We start from the raw sequence: 20,037 nt of genomic DNA, 5'->3' as shown, positions 1-20,037 counted from the left end.
ATAACGAAGATATTTCTACATTATTGAAATGAATTTGGTAAAAGTAATATTTCTTTTCTAAACTATAATCTCTTACTATAAACTATAAAATTCTTGCTGTACCGAATTTAACTCAGTATAAATAGCAAGAATCTTATATTTTACTTTAGGTATATTTACCTTTATATTAATTACCTCTTTAGCAAATTGAAAACAACTTTAACTAAAAGATAATTTATTTAATGCTTTACAGCTGGTTTATATTCCTTTTTGTCAATTACCATTTTAGCGATAATTTCTCTTAAGATTTCTGAAGTTCCTCCACCAATAGGTCCTAGTCTACTGTCACGCAATAAACGTGCCATTGGATACTCTTCCATATAACCATAACCTCCTAACATTTGAAGACATTGGTAAATAACATCGTCTGACATTTTTGTAGAACGTAGCTTAGAAATAGTTGCTTCTTTAACAACGTACTCGTTTTTGTCTAATCTTGCTGCTACTGTATAATTAAATTCTTTACACACTTCCATGTCTGCGTAGCAATCTGCCATTGTATGACGTAATGCTTGAAACTTATCTATCGTTTTACCAAAAGCCTGGCGTTCTCCCATATATTTAACTGCATATTCTAACGCGAATTCTGCTCTAGCATGTGCATTGATTCCCATAATTAAACGCTCGAAAGCAAAGTGTTGCATAATGTATGGAAAACCTTTTCCTTCCTCTCCCATTAAATGGCTTGCAGGAATGATTACGTTATCGAATGCAATTTCTCCTGTATCACTAGCTCTCCAACCTAACTTATCTAACTTAGTAGCGCTAACTCCTTTTGTATCTCTATCTACAATAAACATACTAATACCTTTATTACCAAGTTCTGGACTTGTTTTAGCGGCAACTACAATATAATCGCTATATACACCATTTGTAATAAATGTTTTAGATCCATTTAAAACATAAGTGTCTCCTTTTTTAACAGCAGTTGTGCGCATTCCAGCAACATCACTACCTCCAAAAGGTTCGGTTACTGCCATTGCACCAATCATCTCTCCTGAAATACTTTTGGTTAAATATTTTTGTTTTACCTCTTCGCTTCCTTCTGCATTAACATGCGTCATTGCTAAATAAGCATGTGCCCACATTGCAGCAGCAAAACCACCAGAGTTTACTTTTTGAAGTTCTTCTAAAAATATAACGGTATAAAAGAGGTCTAAATCCATTCCACCATAAGCTTCAGGATATGCGATTGCAAAGAATCCCATTTCTCCAAATTTCTCCCATATAAAACGCTCAATATGACCAGTCTTCTCCCACTTATCTATATGCGGAACAACTTCTTTTTGCAAGAAATCTGCTAAACTTTGTCTAAATAAATTATGCTCTTCAGTGAAATATCTACTATCCATTTTATTATATTCTAATTTAAGCGTAAATATAACTTAATTATCTCTATTTTTTTAATGGGAAAGTCTTTAACTTTTATTAAATCCTCAAAAGAATTAAAGCCTTCGTGAAGCGTTCTATACTCAATAATATTATGAGCGATTTCATAATCTATAAATCTAACCGTTACTAATTCTGATTTTGAAGCGGTGTTTAGATTAATTGCAATGATTGCTTTTTGCGTTTTTAAACTAAAAGACTTTTTAAGTTCGACTATCGTTTCAGGTTTTAAACCGTAAACTTGATTTAGCTCTATTATAGAAACAAAGCCATTTTGCTTTGTTCTGTATTTAATAATACGTTCTGAATACGCCTCACCTATTCCATACACCTTTTGCAGCTGAGTAGCAGTTGCTATGTTTAAATCTATTTTCTCTGCTTCAGTTTTAGGCTTACTAGTGTTAAAAGATTTTGAATATTGCTTTTTAGGCTTCGGGTTTGTTACCCAATCTGGGAATTTAAAATAAGGGGATATTTTATTGAAGAGAGAGTCTGAAACTTTAGTGACTTGTTGAAACTGTTTTGCTGAGTTTACCCATTGGTCTTTAGCTCGGAATTTTGTGAGCCTATCAATTTCCTCATTAGTCATACCTAAAGTATAACCTTTATAATCTGTAATAAAATTTGGATTGAAAGGATAGATTTTCGGTTTACGATTTTCTATCTCTACTAATTTTAAGGAATCTATTTCGCTTTGAAATAATTGCAACTCTTTTGAATTTACAATTATTTCTTCCGAAGAAAAACTAACATATGCATAAACACACTGAAAGGTAACGATAAGTAATAACAATAAAAAAATCCCATTTCGTTGTTCTTTAGTGAACTTGAAATGGGATTTTATATTTTTCATATTAATATTATATGTTATTCTTTAGTCGTTTTAATAGCAGTCATATACTTTAAAAGCTCTTCTTTTACTTTAGGTGCTAGAAGTACTAAACCTATCATGTTTGGAACCATCATTGCAAATACCATCGCATCTGAGAATCCAATTACAGAACCTAAACTTGCTGCTGCTCCAATAACTACAAATACACAAAAGATAACCTTATATGTGTACTCTGCTTTTTTAGTACGACCAAATAGGTAAGACCACCCTTGGTAACCATAGTAAGACCATGAAATCATAGAACTAAATGCGAATAAAACTACCGCTATAGTTAATACATATGGGAACCATGAGATTGAAGATTCGAAAGCACTAGATGTTAATAATATTGCTTGTGCATCACTTCCTGGAGGATTAGATGGATCTACAAAACCTGTAATAATTAATACTAAAGCCGTCATTGTACAAACAACTACAGTATCTATAAAAGGTTCTAATAAAGCTACTAAACCTTCACTTGCTGCATATTTTGTTTTTACTGCTGCGTGTGCTATAGAAGCCGATCCAATACCTGCTTCATTCGAGAACGCTGCACGTCTAAATCCTTGTACTAATACACCAACTACACCACCGGCAATTCCTTCTGGACTAAATGCTCCATCCCAAATTGCTCCAAAAGCAGGCCCAATCATACTTGTTTTAGAAAAGATAACAAATAATGATGCTGCTACATATATAGCTACCATAAATGGTACAATTTTATCTGTAACACTTGCAATTTTCTTAATACCTCCAATAATAACGATACCTACTAAAATAGCCATAACTAAACCAAATGCCCAACCATAACCATGTAAGAAAGATTGCTCTCCTCCGGTAATATTTTCTACTAATTGAAAGGCTTGATTAACTTGAAACATGTTACCACCTCCAAAAGAACCACCAATAACAAATATTGCAAATAAAACAGCTAACACCTTACCTAGGCCTCCCATTCCTTTAGACTTTAATCCTTTAGTTAGGTAATACATTGGTCCTCCATAAACAGTACCATCTGATTCTATATCTCTATATTTTACACCTAAAGTACATTCTACAAATTTTGAAGCCATACCAAGAAATCCTGCAATAATCATCCAAAATGTTGCTCCAGCTCCACCAATTGAAACCGCAATAGCTACACCAGCAATGTTTCCTAAACCTACAGTTGCTGATAAAGCTGCTGTTAATGCTTGGAAATGACTAACCTCTCCTTCATGATTTTCAACCTTAATAGTCTCAATAGAATCTCCACCAGGTGTTGCATCTCCTGAAACATGCAGATCCTGTACACTCTTATCATCGGCACCATCTAAGTGATCGTACTTTCCTCTTACAATGTTTACTGATGTAAAGAATCCTCTAAAGTTTATAAATTTAAAATAAAAAGTAAAGTATAAAGCTCCAAGAATTAAAGGAAATAACACCCAGAAAATTTTTACACCTCCACCAAAATCTATTCTATAGAAAATTAGATCTACAAACCACCCCGTAGCACTGCCAAAGGCTTTATCGATTTTTTGGTCGATACCAATCTCTGCAGAGTCTTGAGCGATTGATAATAGTGGTAAAATTAAAGATAAAATTGAAAGAAGATACTTCTTCATAATGTGTTTTAGTTAGTTAATTTTTAGTTTAAGAATAGCAAGATGCAAAAAAATGCTGAGTTTATAAAATGCTAATCGTTAAAAAATTAACACTAGTCTAAATCATAAATAGATTTAAGCTGCTGTATTTGCTCTGGTCTTCCCAAAACAATCACTTTAGAATGTGGCACTAATTTTATTTCGGCTTCTGGATTTACAATGTATTCTCCATCGCTTCCTTTAAAACCTATTACCGTACAACCTGTTTTATTTCTAAGATCTAAATCCTTAATAGTCTGAACCTTATTAGACGTATTATAGAGTTTATCTACATCTATTTCTTCTATATTTACGTTTTCATTTCCACCTACAGCAAGGTTATCTATAAACTCGATTAAGTCTGGAACAACTACTAAAGATGCCATATGGTCACCACCAATTCTATCTGGAGAAATAACATTATTGGCACCTGCTAATTTTAATTTTTGATAAGACGTTTCTCGAGACGCACGACTAATTATACAGGCATCTTTGTTTATTTGCCTTGCAGAAAGGACTACAAATAGATTATCTGCATCACTAGGTAAAGCCGAAATTAATGTACTAGCTCTTTTTAAACCTGCTTGTAAAAGTATTTCATCCTCATTAGCATTACCTAAAACCATTGGGATTGTTTCACTCTCGAACTTTTCTATAATGTCCTTATTTTTCTCTATTATTACAAACTCCTTTTTATAGGACATTAATTTTTTTGCAGCCTGTTTCCCATTACGACCATAACCACATATAATGGTATGATTCTGGAAACTATCAATTTTCTTTTGCATCTTTTTCTTTTTTAGCTCTTCAAAATTATTAGTACTAATAATATATTCTGTAATAATTGAAAGTGCATAACCTACTATTACAACACTAGACAAAATTAAAAATACAGTGAATATTTTAGAACTATCATCAAGCGGTTGTACTTCTCCAAAACCTACGGTTGTAATAGTAATAACCGTCATGTAAATAGCATCTACCCAAGAATATCCTGAAATTAACTTAAAACCCAAAACACCTATTAATAGCACAAATACTAATAATGTAATGGCTAAATATATTTTAGTTTCGAAAAATTTACGTAATGAATTCACCATTTTTTACAAGTCGAAAACTGAAGATCTTTTAGTATATATAATGTCTTTTATTCGCATCCAGAAAGCCATGAACAAGTACAAAGCAAAACCAAAACCAACAGTTACAAATGTGAGGTACATAAAAGTAGTACGAACAATTTTTGCACGAATCCCTAATCTGTCGGCTATTCGCTGACAAACATGATAACCATGTTTTTGAAAAAACAATAATGTATTTCGAGCTATTTGCATATTGCAAGGTAATAAAACCTTTTCTATTTTAATTCTAAATTAGTTTGATATTTTATTAAGTAACTGATTACCAATCGCACATTGTAAACATCTATTTTTATCACAATATTCCGTTTTAAGCTGAATTAAAGCCTGAGAATCTAATGCAGATTTTGATACTTTTTTTAAACTATTAAATTTATTAACGATGCTATTTTTTTCTGAAGTAATTTGCTCAAGTAATTGTATAATCTCATTATCTATAGGTTTACCCAGCTGTTTTGCATAGCTAAATTTTATTGGTATAATAGTATTAATGAGTAAAAGGTCTATAAACGGTTTCGTTAATCCCTTTTTTAATGGTTTAGATGCTTTACTAAAAGTATAATGCGTTTCCCAAAAGACAGAAGTCTCTACAGAAAACAACTTATAGAAATCTTCTAAGGTTTTTGTTTCTATAATTTTTGAAAACACATTTTGATGTAAATGATACATATTCGCCAATTGAGACAAACGAATGGTTGGAAAATTTGGTGGTCGTAATCTAAAAAACTGTAAGGGTGTTACGTTTTGTGAAGACAAGGTGAATTTCTGTTTTAAAAACTGATATTCTTTTTCTAATGCTATAAAGTATGGTTCTTGACAATCGTCTTGCAGCAATTCTGCTTGCCCAAACAAAAGCGCCTCTAAACTTAGTAACTTTGACTGTTGTTTTCTTATTATTAAAAAATCGAAAGAGTTTGCAATACTTGCGAATGCTTGTCCGTTTACTTTAAGTCCAAAGTTTTTAGCCAGCATTTTAAATAAAACAGCTTCCCAATTATTTGTACTTTGCTCTAGTACTATTACAATATCGTTTGCTTTACGCTCTAAACGCTCAAAATACAACCGCTCTAGCCAATTGGAAATGGTAAATTCTGGAATAGATGCAAAATCGTTTTCGCAGTTTATCCATTTTTGAGCATTATTAAATAATTTTTGGTAGTTATGTAATGCCTCTGGTGTAACGTAGTTTTTTAATTCTAGTGTTGGTATTTGAGTATTGTCTTTTCTAAAAATTTCGGTATCGTGTTCCCAAACTACGTGTATAATTACATTATCGTAATTACTATCTGTTTCGTGGTTGTGTAGATACCAATCGCTAGATTTTATATGAATTTCTAGATTTCCTGCCCACAGTTGTTCTCCAATTTTAAGTTGTGCATTAAAAAAATCTGGTCCTGCATTGTGGTTGTGTTCTCCAACATTAGCAATCGTTACTTTCTCTCCTTTAGTTGTTTTAAGATCTGTAGTGCTTATCTTTTTGTGTTTCCAGAGGTAATGTAAAAAGTCTTCTTGCATGTTTTAAATGTACGGAATTTCACGCATTACGAACTTGACTTTGTCATATTTTTCTGCTAACTTCGTTTAACGTATGATATAAAACATTGAAACGATTTTATATCAACGAAACATTGTGTGTAATTTCGAAATTTTACTTTCTTACCAATTTTTGGTATATTTGAAGTAAATAATATTAAAATGAATAAAAACACATCAATATCACTCGGAAATTATTTTGACCAATTCGTACAAAGTAGTATAAGCGAAGGAAGATTTAAAAATGTTAGTGAAGTTATTCGTGCAGGATTGAGACTATTAGAAGAAGAAGAAACAAAAGTTATTGCATTAAAAAGAGCTATTCAAGAAGGAATTGATAGTGGAATTGCACACGACTTTGACCCTAAAAAACATCTTGAATCTTTAAAAGCGAAAAAACGTTCGAATGGCTAAATATAAATTGACTAACGAAGCTGTTGCGGACATATCTAAAATTTGGGAATATACTTATGAAGTTTGGTCAGAAAAACAGGCAGACAAATATTATGATATACTAATTTTGAATTGTGAAGAAATAGCAGAAAATCCTGATTTAGGACAAATTTATGAAGGAATATCAAAACAACTCCTTGGAGTAAAAGTTAATAAGCATATAATATTCTTCAGAACTATAAACGAGAATTATATAGAAATAATCAGAATATTACACGAAAGAATGGATTTAAAGAAAAGAATAACTGAATAAAATAACTACACACAACAATATATATAATCAATGCGGTTTTGTGCTTTACCAAAGTTTAGTGTATATTTAAAAAGGCCGTCAAATCATTTTGATTTGATTTTAGAATAAAATAAGATAAAGGCAAACAAAATGCTTTGCCTCGTTCTTAATAGAAAGTCTTCTGACTTTCTATTCTCGCACTAAATATACACGAAACGTTAAACGAACCTTTCAAAAATTTTAAAATAAAAAAAGCACAGTTTTAAAACTGTGCTTTTTGCTTTTTTATAATATTTAGATACCATTTAAGAGATTGCCACGTGGCAAAAAACTCCTAACAATGATACTACTCTATATAACCCATCTCACGCATCCAATCGTCGTTAAACATTTTACCGATATAACGTGAACCATGATCGTGAAATAACACAACCACAACATCGTCTTTAGTAAAGTGTTCTTTTAACTGTAGCACACCTTTAATTGCTGCTCCTGCAGAATTACCTAAAAACATCCCTTCCTCTTTACTTAATCGTTGCGTGTAAACTGCAGCGTCTTTATCTGTTACCTTTGTAAAACCATCGATAATATCGAAGTCTACATTTTTTGGTAAAATATCTTCACCAATACCTTCGGTTACATAAGGATATATTTCTTTTTCATCGAAAATTCCTGTTTCATGGTACTTTTTAAATACGGAACCATAAGTATCTATTCCCCAAATTTTAATATTTGGATTTTGTTCTTTTAAGTATTTTCCAACACCTGAGATTGTTCCTCCTGTTCCTACACCAACTACAAAGTGTGTTATTTTACCGTCTGTCTGTTCCCAAATTTCTGGACCTGTACTTTTATAGTGTGCTTTTGCGTTGCTTGGGTTATCGTATTGGTTTACGTACCAAGAGTTTGGTGTTTCTTCGCCTAAACGTTTTGATACCGAGTAATACGATCTTGGATCCTCTGGCTCTACTGCTGTTGGGCAAACTACTACTTCTGCTCCTACTGCTTTTAAGATGTCTACTTTTTCTTTAGATTGCTTATCTGCCATTACAAAAATACATTTGTAGCCTTTTATAATTGCTGCTAATGCTAATCCCATTCCTGTGTTTCCAGAAGTTCCTTCTATTATTGTTCCTCCTGGTTTTAAACGACCGTCTGCTTCTGCATCCTCAATCATTTGTAATGCCATACGATCTTTTACCGAGTTTCCTGGGTTAAAGGTTTCGTATTTAGAGAGTACCAAACATGGTAGCTCTGCTGTTAATTTGTTTATTTTTACTAATGGTGTGTTTCCTATAGTTCCAAGGATATTTTCTGCGTATTGCATGCGTTTTTTTTTATTTGCTTTTTCTTTTGCAAAAGTACTAAAATGGTAATATACTTTTGTTTCTTTTAACTTTCATTTTAACGAAAGGTAGGCGACATAGTAATTCTAAGATTTAAAAGCGTAAACAAATAGATGCTTACACACTAATTTAGATAACTAAACTTAATTAATACGCCCGCGTTAGCGATTAAAGCGGCATCCTTTTTTGCCATTAAAAGCAAAAAAGATATAGCGGAAAGCGCGACCTTTAGGTAACGCCCAAAATATGCTACTCGAAACGAATGGCTTTTACTGGAGATATTTTAGTAATAATGTAAGATGGGATTAGCAACATGGCCAAACATAGTACGAATGTTCCAAGGTTTAATAGTATAATATAATCGAGACTTATGTATACCGGAATGGTTGTCATGTAATACTGTTCTGGGTTTGGAAAACTTAAAAACCCAAAATACTTTTGAGCGAATAGCAAACTTAAGCCTATTAGATTTCCCCAAAACAAACCTTTAATTATAAGATAGGTTGCGTTGTAAACAAATATTTTTCTAATGCTATTACTGCTGCTTCCTAGGGCTTTTAGAATTCCAATCATTTGTGTGCGTTCTAATATTAGGACTAGCAGTGCGGTTATCATGTTAATACCTGCTACTAGAATCATGATACCAATGATGCCTATTATGTTTTTATCGAAAATACCAATCCACTCGAATACCATTCCGAATTTTTGTTTTACAGATTGTACGTTTAATGTAGAAGGTGTTTCTTGAAAAATGGCTTTAGTTTTTTCGTCTATAGCATCGAAATCGTCTATAAAAACTTCAAAGTTTCCTATTTGATCTGGTTCCCATTTGTTTAAACGTTGAATATGCTTGATGTCTCCAATGGCAAATTTTTCGTCGAATTCTTTAAAACCAGAATTATAGATTCCGACGACTTTATACGGTAAAATTCTTGGCGGCTTACTTAAGTCGTTCCTTAAAAAATTAGCATTTACTGTGTCTCCAATTTTTAATTTGAGCCTTCTTGCAAAATACTGCGATATTAAAAGGTCTTCGTTTCGTTTTTGCGTGAAGTCTGGCAAGACGCCATCAATTAAATAATCTTGTAAATATTGCCAATCGTAATCTGCACCAACACCTTTTATTATAACACTTTCGAAAGCATCTACTTGTCTAAAAACGGCATATCTTGTTGCGACGCCTTGTACATGCTTTATACCTTCTACACTATTAAAATCTGGGTAAAAATCTTGATTTATGGAAAGTGGCTTTTCGCTTTCTTGCGAGTTATTAGTGTCGTAATTAGTAATGGTGGCATGGCCATTAAAAGCTACTACTTTATCTCTTATTTTTTGCTGAAGTCCAATTCCTGTCGCGATCGCAATCATCATTACAATAATTCCCAAAGCAATTGCTACGATTCCAATTTTTATTATTGGTGCCGATATACTACTTTTATACGCTTTACTGTCAATAATGCGTTTTGCTATAAAATATTCGAAATTCAAAAAAGTTATGAGTGTACAATTAATGTGGTGTAAAAATACAGTTTTATTATTTCTTTTTTTAGGAATTTCTTGTGGAAAGGCGAATAAGGTTGATGTTACTTCGCGAACCAATGTTACGGCAGAAGTAATTGAACCAGCAAAAAACAACAAAAATATTGTTATTGGAGCAAACCAAACAGATGCATATTTAAAACTTTTAAAAGGCAAACGTATTGGTGTAGTAGCAAACCAAACAAGTGTGGTGTTTAAAAATGAGGTAAAGTTATCGCAAACAGAAAACAATAATGATTACACACATTTGGTTGATTCTCTAATCTCACACAAAATTGATGTTAAAAAAGTATTTGCTCCAGAACATGGTTTTAGAGGTAAGGCCGATGCTGGAGAAGTTGTTAAAGATGGTTTAGATACCAAAACTGGTTTACCTATAATATCGCTTTACGGAAAGAATAAAAAGCCTTCTGCTGCCCAATTAAAAGATTTAGATGTTGTCGTTTTTGATATTCAAGATGTTGGTGCCCGTTTTTACACTTACATTTCTTCTTTACATTATGTTATGGAAGCTTGTGCAGAAGCAAATATTCCTGTGATTATATTGGACAGACCAAACCCAAATGGACATTATGTAGACGGACCTATTTTAGAAAACGAACATAAGAGTTTTATTGGTATGCATCCTATTCCTGTTGTTCATGGCATGACAATTGGAGAATATGCACAAATGATAAATGGAGAAAACTGGTTAACTAATGCTATAAAATGTGAACTTACAGTTATTACAATGAAGAATTATTCTCATGACACTGCTTACAACTTACCAATAAAACCATCTCCTAACCTACCTAATGATATTGCTATAAATTTATACCCTAGTCTTTGCTTTTTTGAAGGTACAAATGTTAGTGCTGGACGTGGCACAGAATTACAGTTTCAAATTTATGGTTCTCCGTTTTTGCCTAAATCTGATTTTAGTTTTACACCTAAACCTAACTTTGGATCAAAATATCCTAAACACGAAAACAAGGCTTGTAATGGTTACAATCTAACCAAAGCACCAAAGTTAAATGGCTTAGATTTAAGCTACTTAATTAACGCTTACAACACCACTAGTGATAAAAGTAAGTTCTTTGTATCTAATGGCTTTTTTACTAAGCTAGCAGGTACAAAACAATTACAGAAACAAATTGAAGCAGGCGAAACTATAGAAACTATAAAAGCCACCTGGAAAGATGGCTTAGATAGTTTTAATGTAATGCGAGCTAAATATTTACTCTATAATTAGTTTTCGTATCGTGTTCCGTTAGGACGTAAATTATTTGCTCTATAATCTTCACGAGATTGCTTTTCAACATTTTGAGTATTCTCAATTGACAGGTTGTAAGTTACTTTTTTAACCTCTATTAGTGTTGTTTGTCTTTCTGGTCTCTTTTTAGAAACCTCAGCAACCGCTCTGTCTTTTTCGTTTTTAAGACGTAAAGCATTTTTTGCTTCTTCTCTTTCTGCTGCTATTTCGAATACATTCTTTTTATTCACGCTAGCAACCACTTTAGGCGCTCTCTGTTTGCGTGTTCTTACAGGTTTACTAGGTGTCTCTTTTTCTCTTGATTCTTTTGGCTTAACAACAGCAACACGAGTATCTACTTCTTTCTCTGCTCTTGGCTTAGTAACAACGCGATCAACTTCTTTATTTGGTCTTGGTTTAGATTCTGCTAGACGTGTATCTACTTCCTTTGTTACTCTTGGTTTTTTCTTAAGAGGTTTAATATTTCTAGCTATTTGCTCTTCTTCACTTAAACTAGATCTTAAAATACTTTCTTCTAAATCTTCGATTGCATCTTTAGGTCTTGCTATGTCTTCAACACGTTTTACACCCAAAGCTATAATTTTATCTTCTCTATATACAGCAATAGTATATCGTCCTTTTTTAAAGTGATATAATGGAATTTTAATTTCCGGTGCATCAACATCTATTATCACAGAGTCCTTTTCATCATGACTTAAGAAAGTAACACGTAAAATGTTCTTATCACTTTTAAGTGTTAATGTATCTAAGGTAAAGTTTAGAGATTGCTCCAAACCAGCTGCATCTTTGTTAATATTTCTTTGAATATTAGTAAGCGCTTGTTGCTGTCCAAAGGAAAGTAAGCTTAAGAATAAAGCGAATGTAAGTAGGATTAGATTTTTTAGGTTTTTCATGACTGAATTTTTTTACTAATTTTAATAAATTTTGCTAAAAATCAATTAGTTTCAGGGAGTACAAAAGTAAAGCAAATAGCACTTATACCTTTATTATATATATATAATTTAGAAGAATTTAGCCGAAAAGTATAATATACTCGCTTAAGTGCAACTTTATCTGATAATCAATCAACTAACTAATATTTAGCATCAATTACTAAGTATTACGCAATGATTATACCAAAAAGAGAGAATAATAAACACGAAAAAAGGTCTTACATTAAAAGATTACGAATATTCTATTAATCAATTTTATTAATTGGTTTTCTATACTTATGAAAAGGCTGCTTTAATAAATGTTTTAAACTCGCGTTTTCTTCAGCATTCGGAAAAGTATCTACACCATAAATAATTTTAGTTCTTTCTAAATATAAATAGGTTCCAAAAAGACGATCCCAAATTGAAAATATATTACCATAATTAGAATCTGTGTATGGCAATTTATAATGATGATGCACTTTATGCATGTCTGGAGACACAACAATATAACTTAAAAGTTTATCTAATTTTTTTGGCATTTTAATATTAGCATGAGTAAACTGTGTAAATATTAGTGACATAGATTGGTAAAGCATAACAATACCTATTGGAGCTCCAATAATAAAAACACCAATTAAAGTGAATATAAAACGAATAACACTTTCTAAAGGATGATGTCTATTTGCAGATGTAGTATCGACTTCATGATCGCTATGATGCACTAAATGCACCATCCACAATACACCAATTTTATGCTCTGTAAAGTGCGCTAAATAGGCACCTACAAAATCTAAAAGTAAAACACCTAAAACAACATACAACCAAAATGGCATTTCTGGAAACCAATTTAAAAGACCAAAGTTATTTGCTGTAACCCAATCTGCAGTCCCCAACAACGCAAAAGCTAATGCAAAATTTATTATGATTGTTGTTAGAGTAAAAAACAAGTTTGGTAAGGCATGCTTCCATTTTTTATACTTGAAATTAAATAATGGCAAAATACCTTCTAAAACCCAAAACAACGTAATACCACCAACTAAAAGTACACTCCTATGAAGTGTTGGTATATTCTCAAAATAGGCAATTAGATTCTCCATTATCTTTTTTGATTTAAATAATAAGCTAAATTTAGTTTAAAAGGTCATGAGATCATTGCATCCTTCATCTTCCTATTAATGAAGTTAAACTACAACTTAATACGCTCTTTCATCTTCTCCACAATATTAAAAGCTGCTGGACAAATTGCAACATTTTGTAGCGTTAAGTTAGAGATTTGCTGAAACTTCTTCCTATCTGTATGCGGAAACTCACTGCATGCCTTTGGTCTTACATCGTAAATAGAACAATAATTATCTGCGCCCAAAAACGTACATGGCACACTTTGCAATACGTAATCGTTATCTTCATCCACTCTTAAAAACTGATCTATAAATTTTTGAGTTTTCATTTTAAAATGCTTCGCTATCCTATCTACATCTTTATCTGTAAACAGAGGCCCTGTAGTTTTACAACAATTGGCACATTCTAAACAATCGGTTTTCTCAAACTCTTCCTCATGTAACTCCTGCATGATGTAATCCAATTGTTTTGGCGGCTTTTTTTTAAGCTTTGTAAAAAAGGTTTTATTTTCCTTATGCTTATCTTTGGCCAGCTTTGGAAGATTGTTAATAATGTCTTGCATATTGCGAAAATAAGCAAAGTTCTTGATACAATTAAAACAAACAAGAAACGCTAGAGCTTAGGACAACTATAAAAATAAATAAAAGAGGTTTCCGTCTACGCGGAAATAAAAAACAAGTATTAATGAAAGACTTATTCGGAAAAGCATTATTAGATTTTTATAACGGAAACGCTTCCGAAGACATTATTACGTCCACTAACATTTCTGGTGAAGACATATTACCTATAGATTATTTGTTTAGAAGTTACACTGAAATGCCTAAGCTCGAAAAAGATGCACTAGAACTAGCAAAGGGAGACATATTAGATGTTGGTTGTGGTTCAGGAAGTCATAGTTTACATCTTCAACAAGGCGGTTTTAACGTAAAAGCTATTGATGTTTCTAAAGGTGCTATCGAAGTCTGTAAAAAAAGAGGTGTCTTAAATGCTGAATTAATATCACTTTTAGACGAAAAAGAAACATTTGACACTATACTGTTACTAATGAATGGCACTGGGATTTTTCAATCTTTAATAGCACTTCCTAAATACTTAGCTCATTTAAAAAGTTTATTAAATGATGATGGTCAAATATTAATAGATTCTACAGATATAAAATACATGTACGAAGATGAAGATGGCGGCTTTTGGCAAGATCTAAACTCTGGCTATTATGGAGAGTTAGATTACTATTTAAAGTACAAAAACGAAGAAGAGCTACCTATGAAATGGTTATACCTTGACGCTAGCACACTAAATACTGCTTGTGCTTCGGTTGGATTGCGTTGCGAAATTGTAGCCAAAGACGAACATTTCGATTATTTAGCGAAGCTTTATATTTAATTACAACTTGAGTTATAGAACTTCACAATTTCTTGAAGATCTTCTTTTACAAATTCTTTATTCTCTATTTTATTTTTTAGAATTGGGCAATCTTCAAAATAATCCATTGCTCTTTTTCTAAAAGATTTGGTTAAGCTTACTTGATTAAAAATTTTAGGCTTTTGTCCTTCTTTTAAAAACATAACTTGATTATGGCTTCCCATATAACCAGGAATATAAACAGGTGCAGCTCCTGCGGCACCCATTGCACCATTCCAACCTCCACCAGACTGCACAGCAACGGTTCTGCCAACAAGTCTTAAATTACCCTCAACCATAAGTTCCACAAAGCCTAATTTGCTTTGCTTTTTATTTAAAAATACTGGAATGTATTTTTCTATTCTAGTTTTTTCTACTTTCTTTCTTCCTACTTTCTCCTTATAAGTGACAGTAAAAACAATTTGATCAATCTCTTTTGGTAAATATTTAGATTTCTTTGCTTTTCTACTCTTTCTAAATTTAAGCTTTTCCTTTCCTAAATTAATACCATTAGACATCATTGCTAAAGAAGCCTCCCCTTCTAAAACCGTTCCATTTTTTAAGGTAACTTCAGCTTTTGTCCAACCGTATTGGGCAAAAACAGGACTATTAAAACAACAAAAAATAATTAATAGGAAAGTGTATTTCATTTGAACTCGTTTATTTTTTTTTACAAATTATAACCTTTTTCCGAAAGTTGAGCAATAACACCACGATACGTTTGACTACTCCATAGTTCTGCAATTTTACTCATAGCACCATTCATTTCATCTTGAGAACCCACAATTTTCTGTCCTGTTTCTGTTTTATAAAAGTCGTTTAAAACGACTTTATCTCCTTCTGTTAAAGCATCATTTTTAAACATGTTTTTTCCTGCTTTAGAAGCGTAAAGCGCATTCATATTTTTTACATCCTGATGTGTAAAAAGTCCTTTATAAGCAGAAACTATCATTTGTGCTAACTCGTCCATCGCAGCAGGCTTACCTTCTTTAATTTCTGCCCATATAGCATCTGGCACGTTTTCATCCGTAAATTGCACTTTCAACATTTGGTACATTTTGTCCATTACATCATTATAATAAGACATCGTTCCATTGCTTTTTACGCATTTTTTAACGTCTTCGCTATAAGCGTCTACTTGCGCAAAACTAGTTAACGATACGCTTAAAAATAATAGGACTGTAAATACTTTTTTCATGTGTTTATTTTTTATAATCGCATTTTGTTTTTATTAAAGAGCCTAATCGGTTCTCTAAATATTGAACACATGCGTTTTAATGGTTGTTGTATTGTTTTCTAAAATCAATTATTGTGCCACACCATTAATATAGGTATTCTGCACTTTTGTACGAGGTATCTTTTCTTCTGAAACTTCCATAATATCTTGATTTAAAATTAAAAAATCTGCATATTTACCTGTTTCAATACTCCCTTTTTCTTTATCTTCAAAATTAGCATATGCAGCCCAAATAGTCATACCTTTTAAAGTTTGTTTTCTAGATAATGCATTCTCTTTCTGAAATCCATTCTCTGGATAACCCTTTAAATCTTTTCTTGCCACCGCAGCATAGAATGTTAAAAACGGACTCACTTGCTCTACCGGGAAATCTGTTCCTAAGGCAACTCTTCCACTTTTCTCTAACAATGTTTTGTACGCATAAGCACCTTTTACACGCGCTTCTCCCACTCTATCTTCTGCCCAATACATATCGCTTGTTGCATGTGTGGGTTGGATTGAAGGTATTATGTTTTCATTTTCAAAATAATCGAAATCATTATCCGTAATAACCTGTGCATGCTCCACTCTCCATCGTCTATTTTTTTGATTCATTAAAGTCTTCTCATAAGTTTGCAAAACAAACCTATTTGCCGAATCTCCGATAGCATGCGTATTCATTTGGTAACCTGCTTTATCAATTTTTAACGCTAATTCTTTATAATCTTCTGTTCCTATTACCATCGCTCCAAAATGATTATGTTCATCGCTATACGCCGCTTTTAATGCTGCTCCTCTAGAACCTAAAGCGCCATCGGCATAGACTTTTACAGACTGCACATTTAGTCTATTGGTCTTAATCTTGCCTTTGTTTAAGTAATAATCAAGGTTTTCTTTTTTATTACTTATCATAGCATATACCCGCATGTGTAATGCATTTGCTTTTTGCAAGCTATCTATTAACTCAATAACGTCCCTATCTAATCCTGCATCACTAACCGTAGTTAACCCTAAATTAGTACAAAACGCTTGTGCATCTAATAATGCAGCTATTTGTGCTTTACGCGATGGTTTAGGGAAAATGGCCTCTACCAATTCCATAGGATTATCTATAAGTACTCCTGTAAGTTTACCGTCTTTAATCTTTATTTCTCCGCCTACTACTTTTGTTTCTACTGTAATATTTGCTCTATCTAAAGCGGCTTGATTGCATAACATTGCATGACCATCTATTCTTGTTATTGCAACAGGTGTATTAGGATATAAATTATCTAAAAGTGTTTTGTTTGGATACTCCTTTTCTTCCCAATCGTTTTGATCCCAACCTCTACCAATAATAAATGTTGTATTTTTTTTATTCTGAAAATCGATAACACGTTTCATCACATCATCAAAACTTGTTGTACCTACTAAATTTACCGTTTGCATATTTAGGCCTAAACCATAAAAATGACAATGTCCATCTATTAAACCAGGCACTACTGTTTTACCTTGTGCATCAATTTTTTCTTTAGCTGAATACTTTTCTTGTATTTCTAAAGTACTTCCTATAGCAACAAACTTTCCATCTTTAACAGCAAAAGCTTCAGCTTTATCAAATTCTGCATCTACGGTGTAAACATTTGCATTAACTACAATAGAATCTACTTCCATTTTATTGTTAGAACAACTTAAAATAGTAAGGAATATTAAAGCGACTAAAAGGTTTTTCATCTGTATTATTTTTGGATGATAAATATAAGAATAAAAAACGTCCTTTAATATTGTCTTTCAACGAAGTCATTTATTAGACTTAATACGTTAATACTTTTTATTTTTTTGCGATTAATTTAATCAGTTTTATAATGCCCATAAATATAACATGTGCAAACAAAAACAGCACTCCGTATAACAAAACAAAGAATGAATTTATAGGTTTAAAATTTACTGAATCTAAAAATATTGTAATCATTATTGCTAAATAAATTCCGAAAATTAGAAAATTCCATTTGAAGAAAATTTTATTTTTTGATTTTAAAAGACCAAAAATTAGAAATCCAAACATTACAAAATATGCAATATATAAGATTATGAATACGATGTCTGTTGGAAACATATTATTGGTTTTTGCTTTTTTAATTGGTTTAATAAATTCGCAGTAACCATAAAGACGCTTACAATAACGCTTTTCATATTTAGCTTAAAATTAATCTAAAATAACGAGATTGATTTTATACCGGAATTTAAAAATCAAATTTATAAGTTCCACCTGCTAAAAACTGAATACCTTGAACAGGTGTATTTTGCCATTTGTTATAGTTTTCTCCAACAAGGTTGTTTCCTTTTACAAATACAGAAATACGATCGTTTACATGGTAACCAACGTGAACGTTTGCATCGAAATAGCTATCTAAATCTATTACAGATGCAGGCGTTGCTGGTAAAGACGCTAGCGTTTGATTTTCATAAACATCTTTACGTTCACCTACAAAAAACAAGTTCGCTACTGCAAACCAATTTTCGTTAATTTGGTAATCCATAAATAAAGTTCCTTTTACATTTGGAAGATTCCACGCCTCGTCTTCATTCTTTGTATTGTAGATAAAATAGTCTCCTTTTACTCCTAAAGTAAAATTTCTATTTACATCTACACTTAGTTCTGTTGCAAACCCAAGAGTTGTAACATCGTCGTAGGTTACACCAAAAGAGTTTCCGTAGCTATAACTATTATTAGATGCTCTTATTGGATTATTAGTAAAAAGCGCTTTACTTTTTTCGGACTTATAACTACCACTTACAGAATACCCGATAGCATTAGAAAGTTTCCCTTTTAAACCTACGTAAGCATTGTATTGCTCATCTGTAGGTGTGATAAATAATGTTGGTGACACAAATGAATTCTCTGAACTAAAATCGTAGTAAGAATTCTGGATCAAACCACCTTTTACACCTCCAAAAGCTATAACATATTCATCTACTAAACGATAGCTTGCATTAATATTTGGATAGATAAAAAAGCTACTTTTACCAGCTTCGGTATCATTTAAATATGTTAATGTTACACCAAGGTTTACAGTTAAATCGTCTTTCTTTATTTGATATGTTGGTGCTAAACCTATTTGAATATTACTATAATTTATTTCGGTAGCATTAAAATAATTCCTTTCGAAATTTCCTCCTAAATAATCTAAACTTAAAATTGTAGATACAATTTCGTCTCTAACAGGAATATCTCCCGTTCCACTTAACTTAAGTCTATTTTCTCCAGAACCTTGATTATCTCCAAAACGTCTAAATAAGATATCTGCGCCTTTAAAAATACCGTCTTCTAGGTTGATTCCTCCAGAAATATGTGCATCTGTAAAGTTATGATTTACATCTAGAGTATCTGCCGTGGTTTGAGTAAATATAGACTGATCTAAACCATACCAATTGTATGATTGTATTCCAAAACCACCAGCAACAGTCCAATCTAAATCGTTTGTTAATTTGCTGTAACTTAAATCTATTTTAGAATCTAAAAAATTATCGTCTGTAAGTACGTCTTCAATACCACCTTGAGAAGAATGATGACTAACATGCGCACTAACATTCTCACCACTATTAAGTTCGTGGTTTAAATACACTTCGCCTAATATTGTTGTATATGTTCCAACACCTAAAGTGGCGTAATTATCGTATAATTTAACTTTTTTAGCCTTATCTACAACTGCTGCTTTACCTTTTGCAGGTGTAAATGTGGACGCTACAGGAAATGAAAATATGTTATATTTAATATCTTTTTTCGTTGCTGTTTCAGCATCATCTAATGTTGGTGCTTCTTTTACTTTAAATGCATCTGAAATTGTAGGTGCATATGGTTTTATAACGTTAATAACATCTGGATTTAAAGTATCTTGTTTACGCTCTTGAGCGAACATTAGTGTTATCGTTAATGTTGCTATTAAAAATAAGAATTGCCTTTTTTGAAACATATATTCTTTTTGTTTTTTT

19 protein-coding genes are annotated in these 20,037 nt (G+C 32.1%); 4 read left to right on the top strand and 15 right to left on the bottom strand.

Going from position 1 to position 20,037, the window contains the following annotated elements; translation table 11 throughout:
* Nucleotides 1-218: 218 nt before the first annotated feature.
* The 6 genes from ASC44_RS13900 to ASC44_RS13880 form a co-directional block, all read right to left on the bottom strand.
* The gene (locus tag ASC44_RS13900) at nt 219-1,391 is read right to left on the bottom strand and encodes an acyl-CoA dehydrogenase family protein (protein WP_055448222.1); all 1,173 of its coding nucleotides are present in this window, start codon (nt 1,389-1,391) and stop codon (nt 219-221) included.
* Between the two features lie 11 nt (nt 1,392-1,402).
* Nucleotides 1,403-2,281, bottom strand: coding sequence for a ComEA family DNA-binding protein (locus tag ASC44_RS13895; protein ID WP_055448221.1), 879 nt, complete (start codon nt 2,279-2,281; stop codon nt 1,403-1,405).
* A gap of 14 nt (nt 2,282-2,295) precedes the next feature.
* The gene (locus tag ASC44_RS13890) at nt 2,296-3,906 is read right to left on the bottom strand and encodes an alanine/glycine:cation symporter family protein (protein ID WP_055448220.1); all 1,611 of its coding nucleotides are present in this window, start codon (nt 3,904-3,906) and stop codon (nt 2,296-2,298) included.
* A 92-nt stretch (nt 3,907-3,998) separates the two neighbouring features.
* The gene (locus ASC44_RS13885; RefSeq protein WP_055448219.1) at nt 3,999-5,024 is read right to left on the bottom strand and encodes a potassium channel family protein; all 1,026 of its coding nucleotides are present in this window, start codon (nt 5,022-5,024) and stop codon (nt 3,999-4,001) included.
* A gap of 3 nt (nt 5,025-5,027) precedes the next feature.
* On the bottom strand, nt 5,028-5,255 hold the full coding sequence (locus ASC44_RS17750; protein ID WP_083476311.1) for a PspC domain-containing protein: 228 nt from the start codon (nt 5,253-5,255) through the stop codon (nt 5,028-5,030).
* A 39-nt stretch (nt 5,256-5,294) separates the two neighbouring features.
* On the bottom strand, nt 5,295-6,575 hold the full coding sequence (locus tag ASC44_RS13880; RefSeq protein WP_055448218.1) for a DUF2851 family protein: 1,281 nt from the start codon (nt 6,573-6,575) through the stop codon (nt 5,295-5,297).
* A 180-nt stretch (nt 6,576-6,755) separates the two neighbouring features.
* Between ASC44_RS13880 and ASC44_RS13875 the strand changes: the two genes are divergently transcribed.
* Both ASC44_RS13875 and ASC44_RS13870 read left to right on the top strand, forming a co-directional pair.
* Complete coding sequence (locus ASC44_RS13875) at nt 6,756-7,007, top strand: type II toxin-antitoxin system ParD family antitoxin (protein ID WP_055448217.1); 252 nt, start codon at nt 6,756-6,758, stop codon at nt 7,005-7,007.
* Nucleotides 7,000-7,299, top strand: coding sequence for a type II toxin-antitoxin system RelE/ParE family toxin (locus ASC44_RS13870; protein WP_055448216.1), 300 nt, complete (start codon nt 7,000-7,002; stop codon nt 7,297-7,299). The genes ASC44_RS13875 and ASC44_RS13870 overlap by 8 nt, the downstream gene beginning before the upstream one ends.
* Nucleotides 7,300-7,624: 325 nt before the next feature.
* Here the strand turns inward: ASC44_RS13870 and ASC44_RS13865 are convergent, their stop codons facing one another.
* Nucleotides 7,625-8,605, bottom strand: a complete 981-nt coding sequence (locus ASC44_RS13865; protein ID WP_055448215.1) for a PLP-dependent cysteine synthase family protein — start codon at nt 8,603-8,605, stop codon at nt 7,625-7,627.
* Nucleotides 8,606-8,873: 268 nt separating this feature from the next.
* A complete protein-coding gene (locus ASC44_RS13860) occupies nt 8,874-10,112 on the bottom strand; it encodes an ABC transporter permease (RefSeq protein ID WP_055448214.1) in 1,239 nt (412 codons plus the stop codon).
* Between the two features lie 7 nt (nt 10,113-10,119).
* On the opposite strand from ASC44_RS13860, the gene ASC44_RS13855 reads away from it, so the two are divergent.
* Nucleotides 10,120-11,394, top strand: coding sequence for an exo-beta-N-acetylmuramidase NamZ family protein (locus tag ASC44_RS13855; protein ID WP_241491435.1), 1,275 nt, complete (start codon nt 10,120-10,122; stop codon nt 11,392-11,394).
* Here ASC44_RS13855 and ASC44_RS13850 read toward each other — a convergent pair.
* The 3 genes from ASC44_RS13850 to ASC44_RS13840 form a co-directional block, all read right to left on the bottom strand.
* A complete protein-coding gene (locus tag ASC44_RS13850; RefSeq protein ID WP_055448213.1) occupies nt 11,391-12,308 on the bottom strand; it encodes a hypothetical protein in 918 nt (305 codons plus the stop codon). The two genes, ASC44_RS13855 and ASC44_RS13850, sit on opposite strands and share 4 nt — an antisense overlap.
* A 284-nt stretch (nt 12,309-12,592) precedes the next feature.
* Nucleotides 12,593-13,426 (bottom strand): sterol desaturase family protein, encoded by an 834-nt coding sequence (locus tag ASC44_RS13845; RefSeq protein WP_055448212.1) that lies wholly within the window; start codon nt 13,424-13,426, stop codon nt 12,593-12,595.
* An 89-nt stretch (nt 13,427-13,515) separates the two neighbouring features.
* Nucleotides 13,516-14,010, bottom strand: coding sequence for a YkgJ family cysteine cluster protein (locus ASC44_RS13840; protein ID WP_055448211.1), 495 nt, complete (start codon nt 14,008-14,010; stop codon nt 13,516-13,518).
* Between the two features lie 122 nt (nt 14,011-14,132).
* Between ASC44_RS13840 and ASC44_RS13835 the strand changes: the two genes are divergently transcribed.
* A complete protein-coding gene (locus ASC44_RS13835; RefSeq protein ID WP_055448210.1) occupies nt 14,133-14,831 on the top strand; it encodes a class I SAM-dependent methyltransferase in 699 nt (232 codons plus the stop codon).
* On the opposite strand, the gene ASC44_RS13830 is transcribed toward ASC44_RS13835, so the two are convergent.
* The 4 genes from ASC44_RS13830 to ASC44_RS13810 all read right to left on the bottom strand — a co-directional run bounded on the left by ASC44_RS13830 (nt 14,828) and on the right by ASC44_RS13810 (nt 20,018).
* Entirely contained in the window at nt 14,828-15,499 is a 672-nt protein-coding gene (locus tag ASC44_RS13830) for a hypothetical protein (RefSeq protein WP_055448209.1), read from the bottom strand. The genes ASC44_RS13835 and ASC44_RS13830 overlap by 4 nt on opposite strands.
* Nucleotides 15,500-15,519: 20 nt before the next feature.
* Complete coding sequence (locus ASC44_RS13825) at nt 15,520-16,047, bottom strand: DUF2059 domain-containing protein (RefSeq protein WP_055448208.1); 528 nt, start codon at nt 16,045-16,047, stop codon at nt 15,520-15,522.
* A 108-nt stretch (nt 16,048-16,155) separates the two neighbouring features.
* Entirely contained in the window at nt 16,156-17,778 is a 1,623-nt protein-coding gene (locus ASC44_RS13820; protein WP_055448207.1) for an amidohydrolase, read from the bottom strand.
* A gap of 509 nt (nt 17,779-18,287) precedes the next feature.
* Nucleotides 18,288-20,018 carry a TonB-dependent receptor gene (locus ASC44_RS13810; protein ID WP_055448205.1) on the bottom strand — a complete coding sequence of 577 codons (1,731 nt, stop codon included), beginning with the start codon at nt 20,016-20,018 and terminating at the stop codon, nt 18,288-18,290.
* Between the last annotated feature and the right edge of the window lie 19 nt (nt 20,019-20,037).

Source organism: Lacinutrix mariniflava, assembly GCF_001418015.1.
In the GTDB taxonomy this organism is placed as follows: Bacteria; Bacteroidota; Bacteroidia; order Flavobacteriales; family Flavobacteriaceae; genus Lacinutrix; species Lacinutrix mariniflava.
This window is presented reverse-complemented; position numbering and strand designations above follow the sequence as displayed.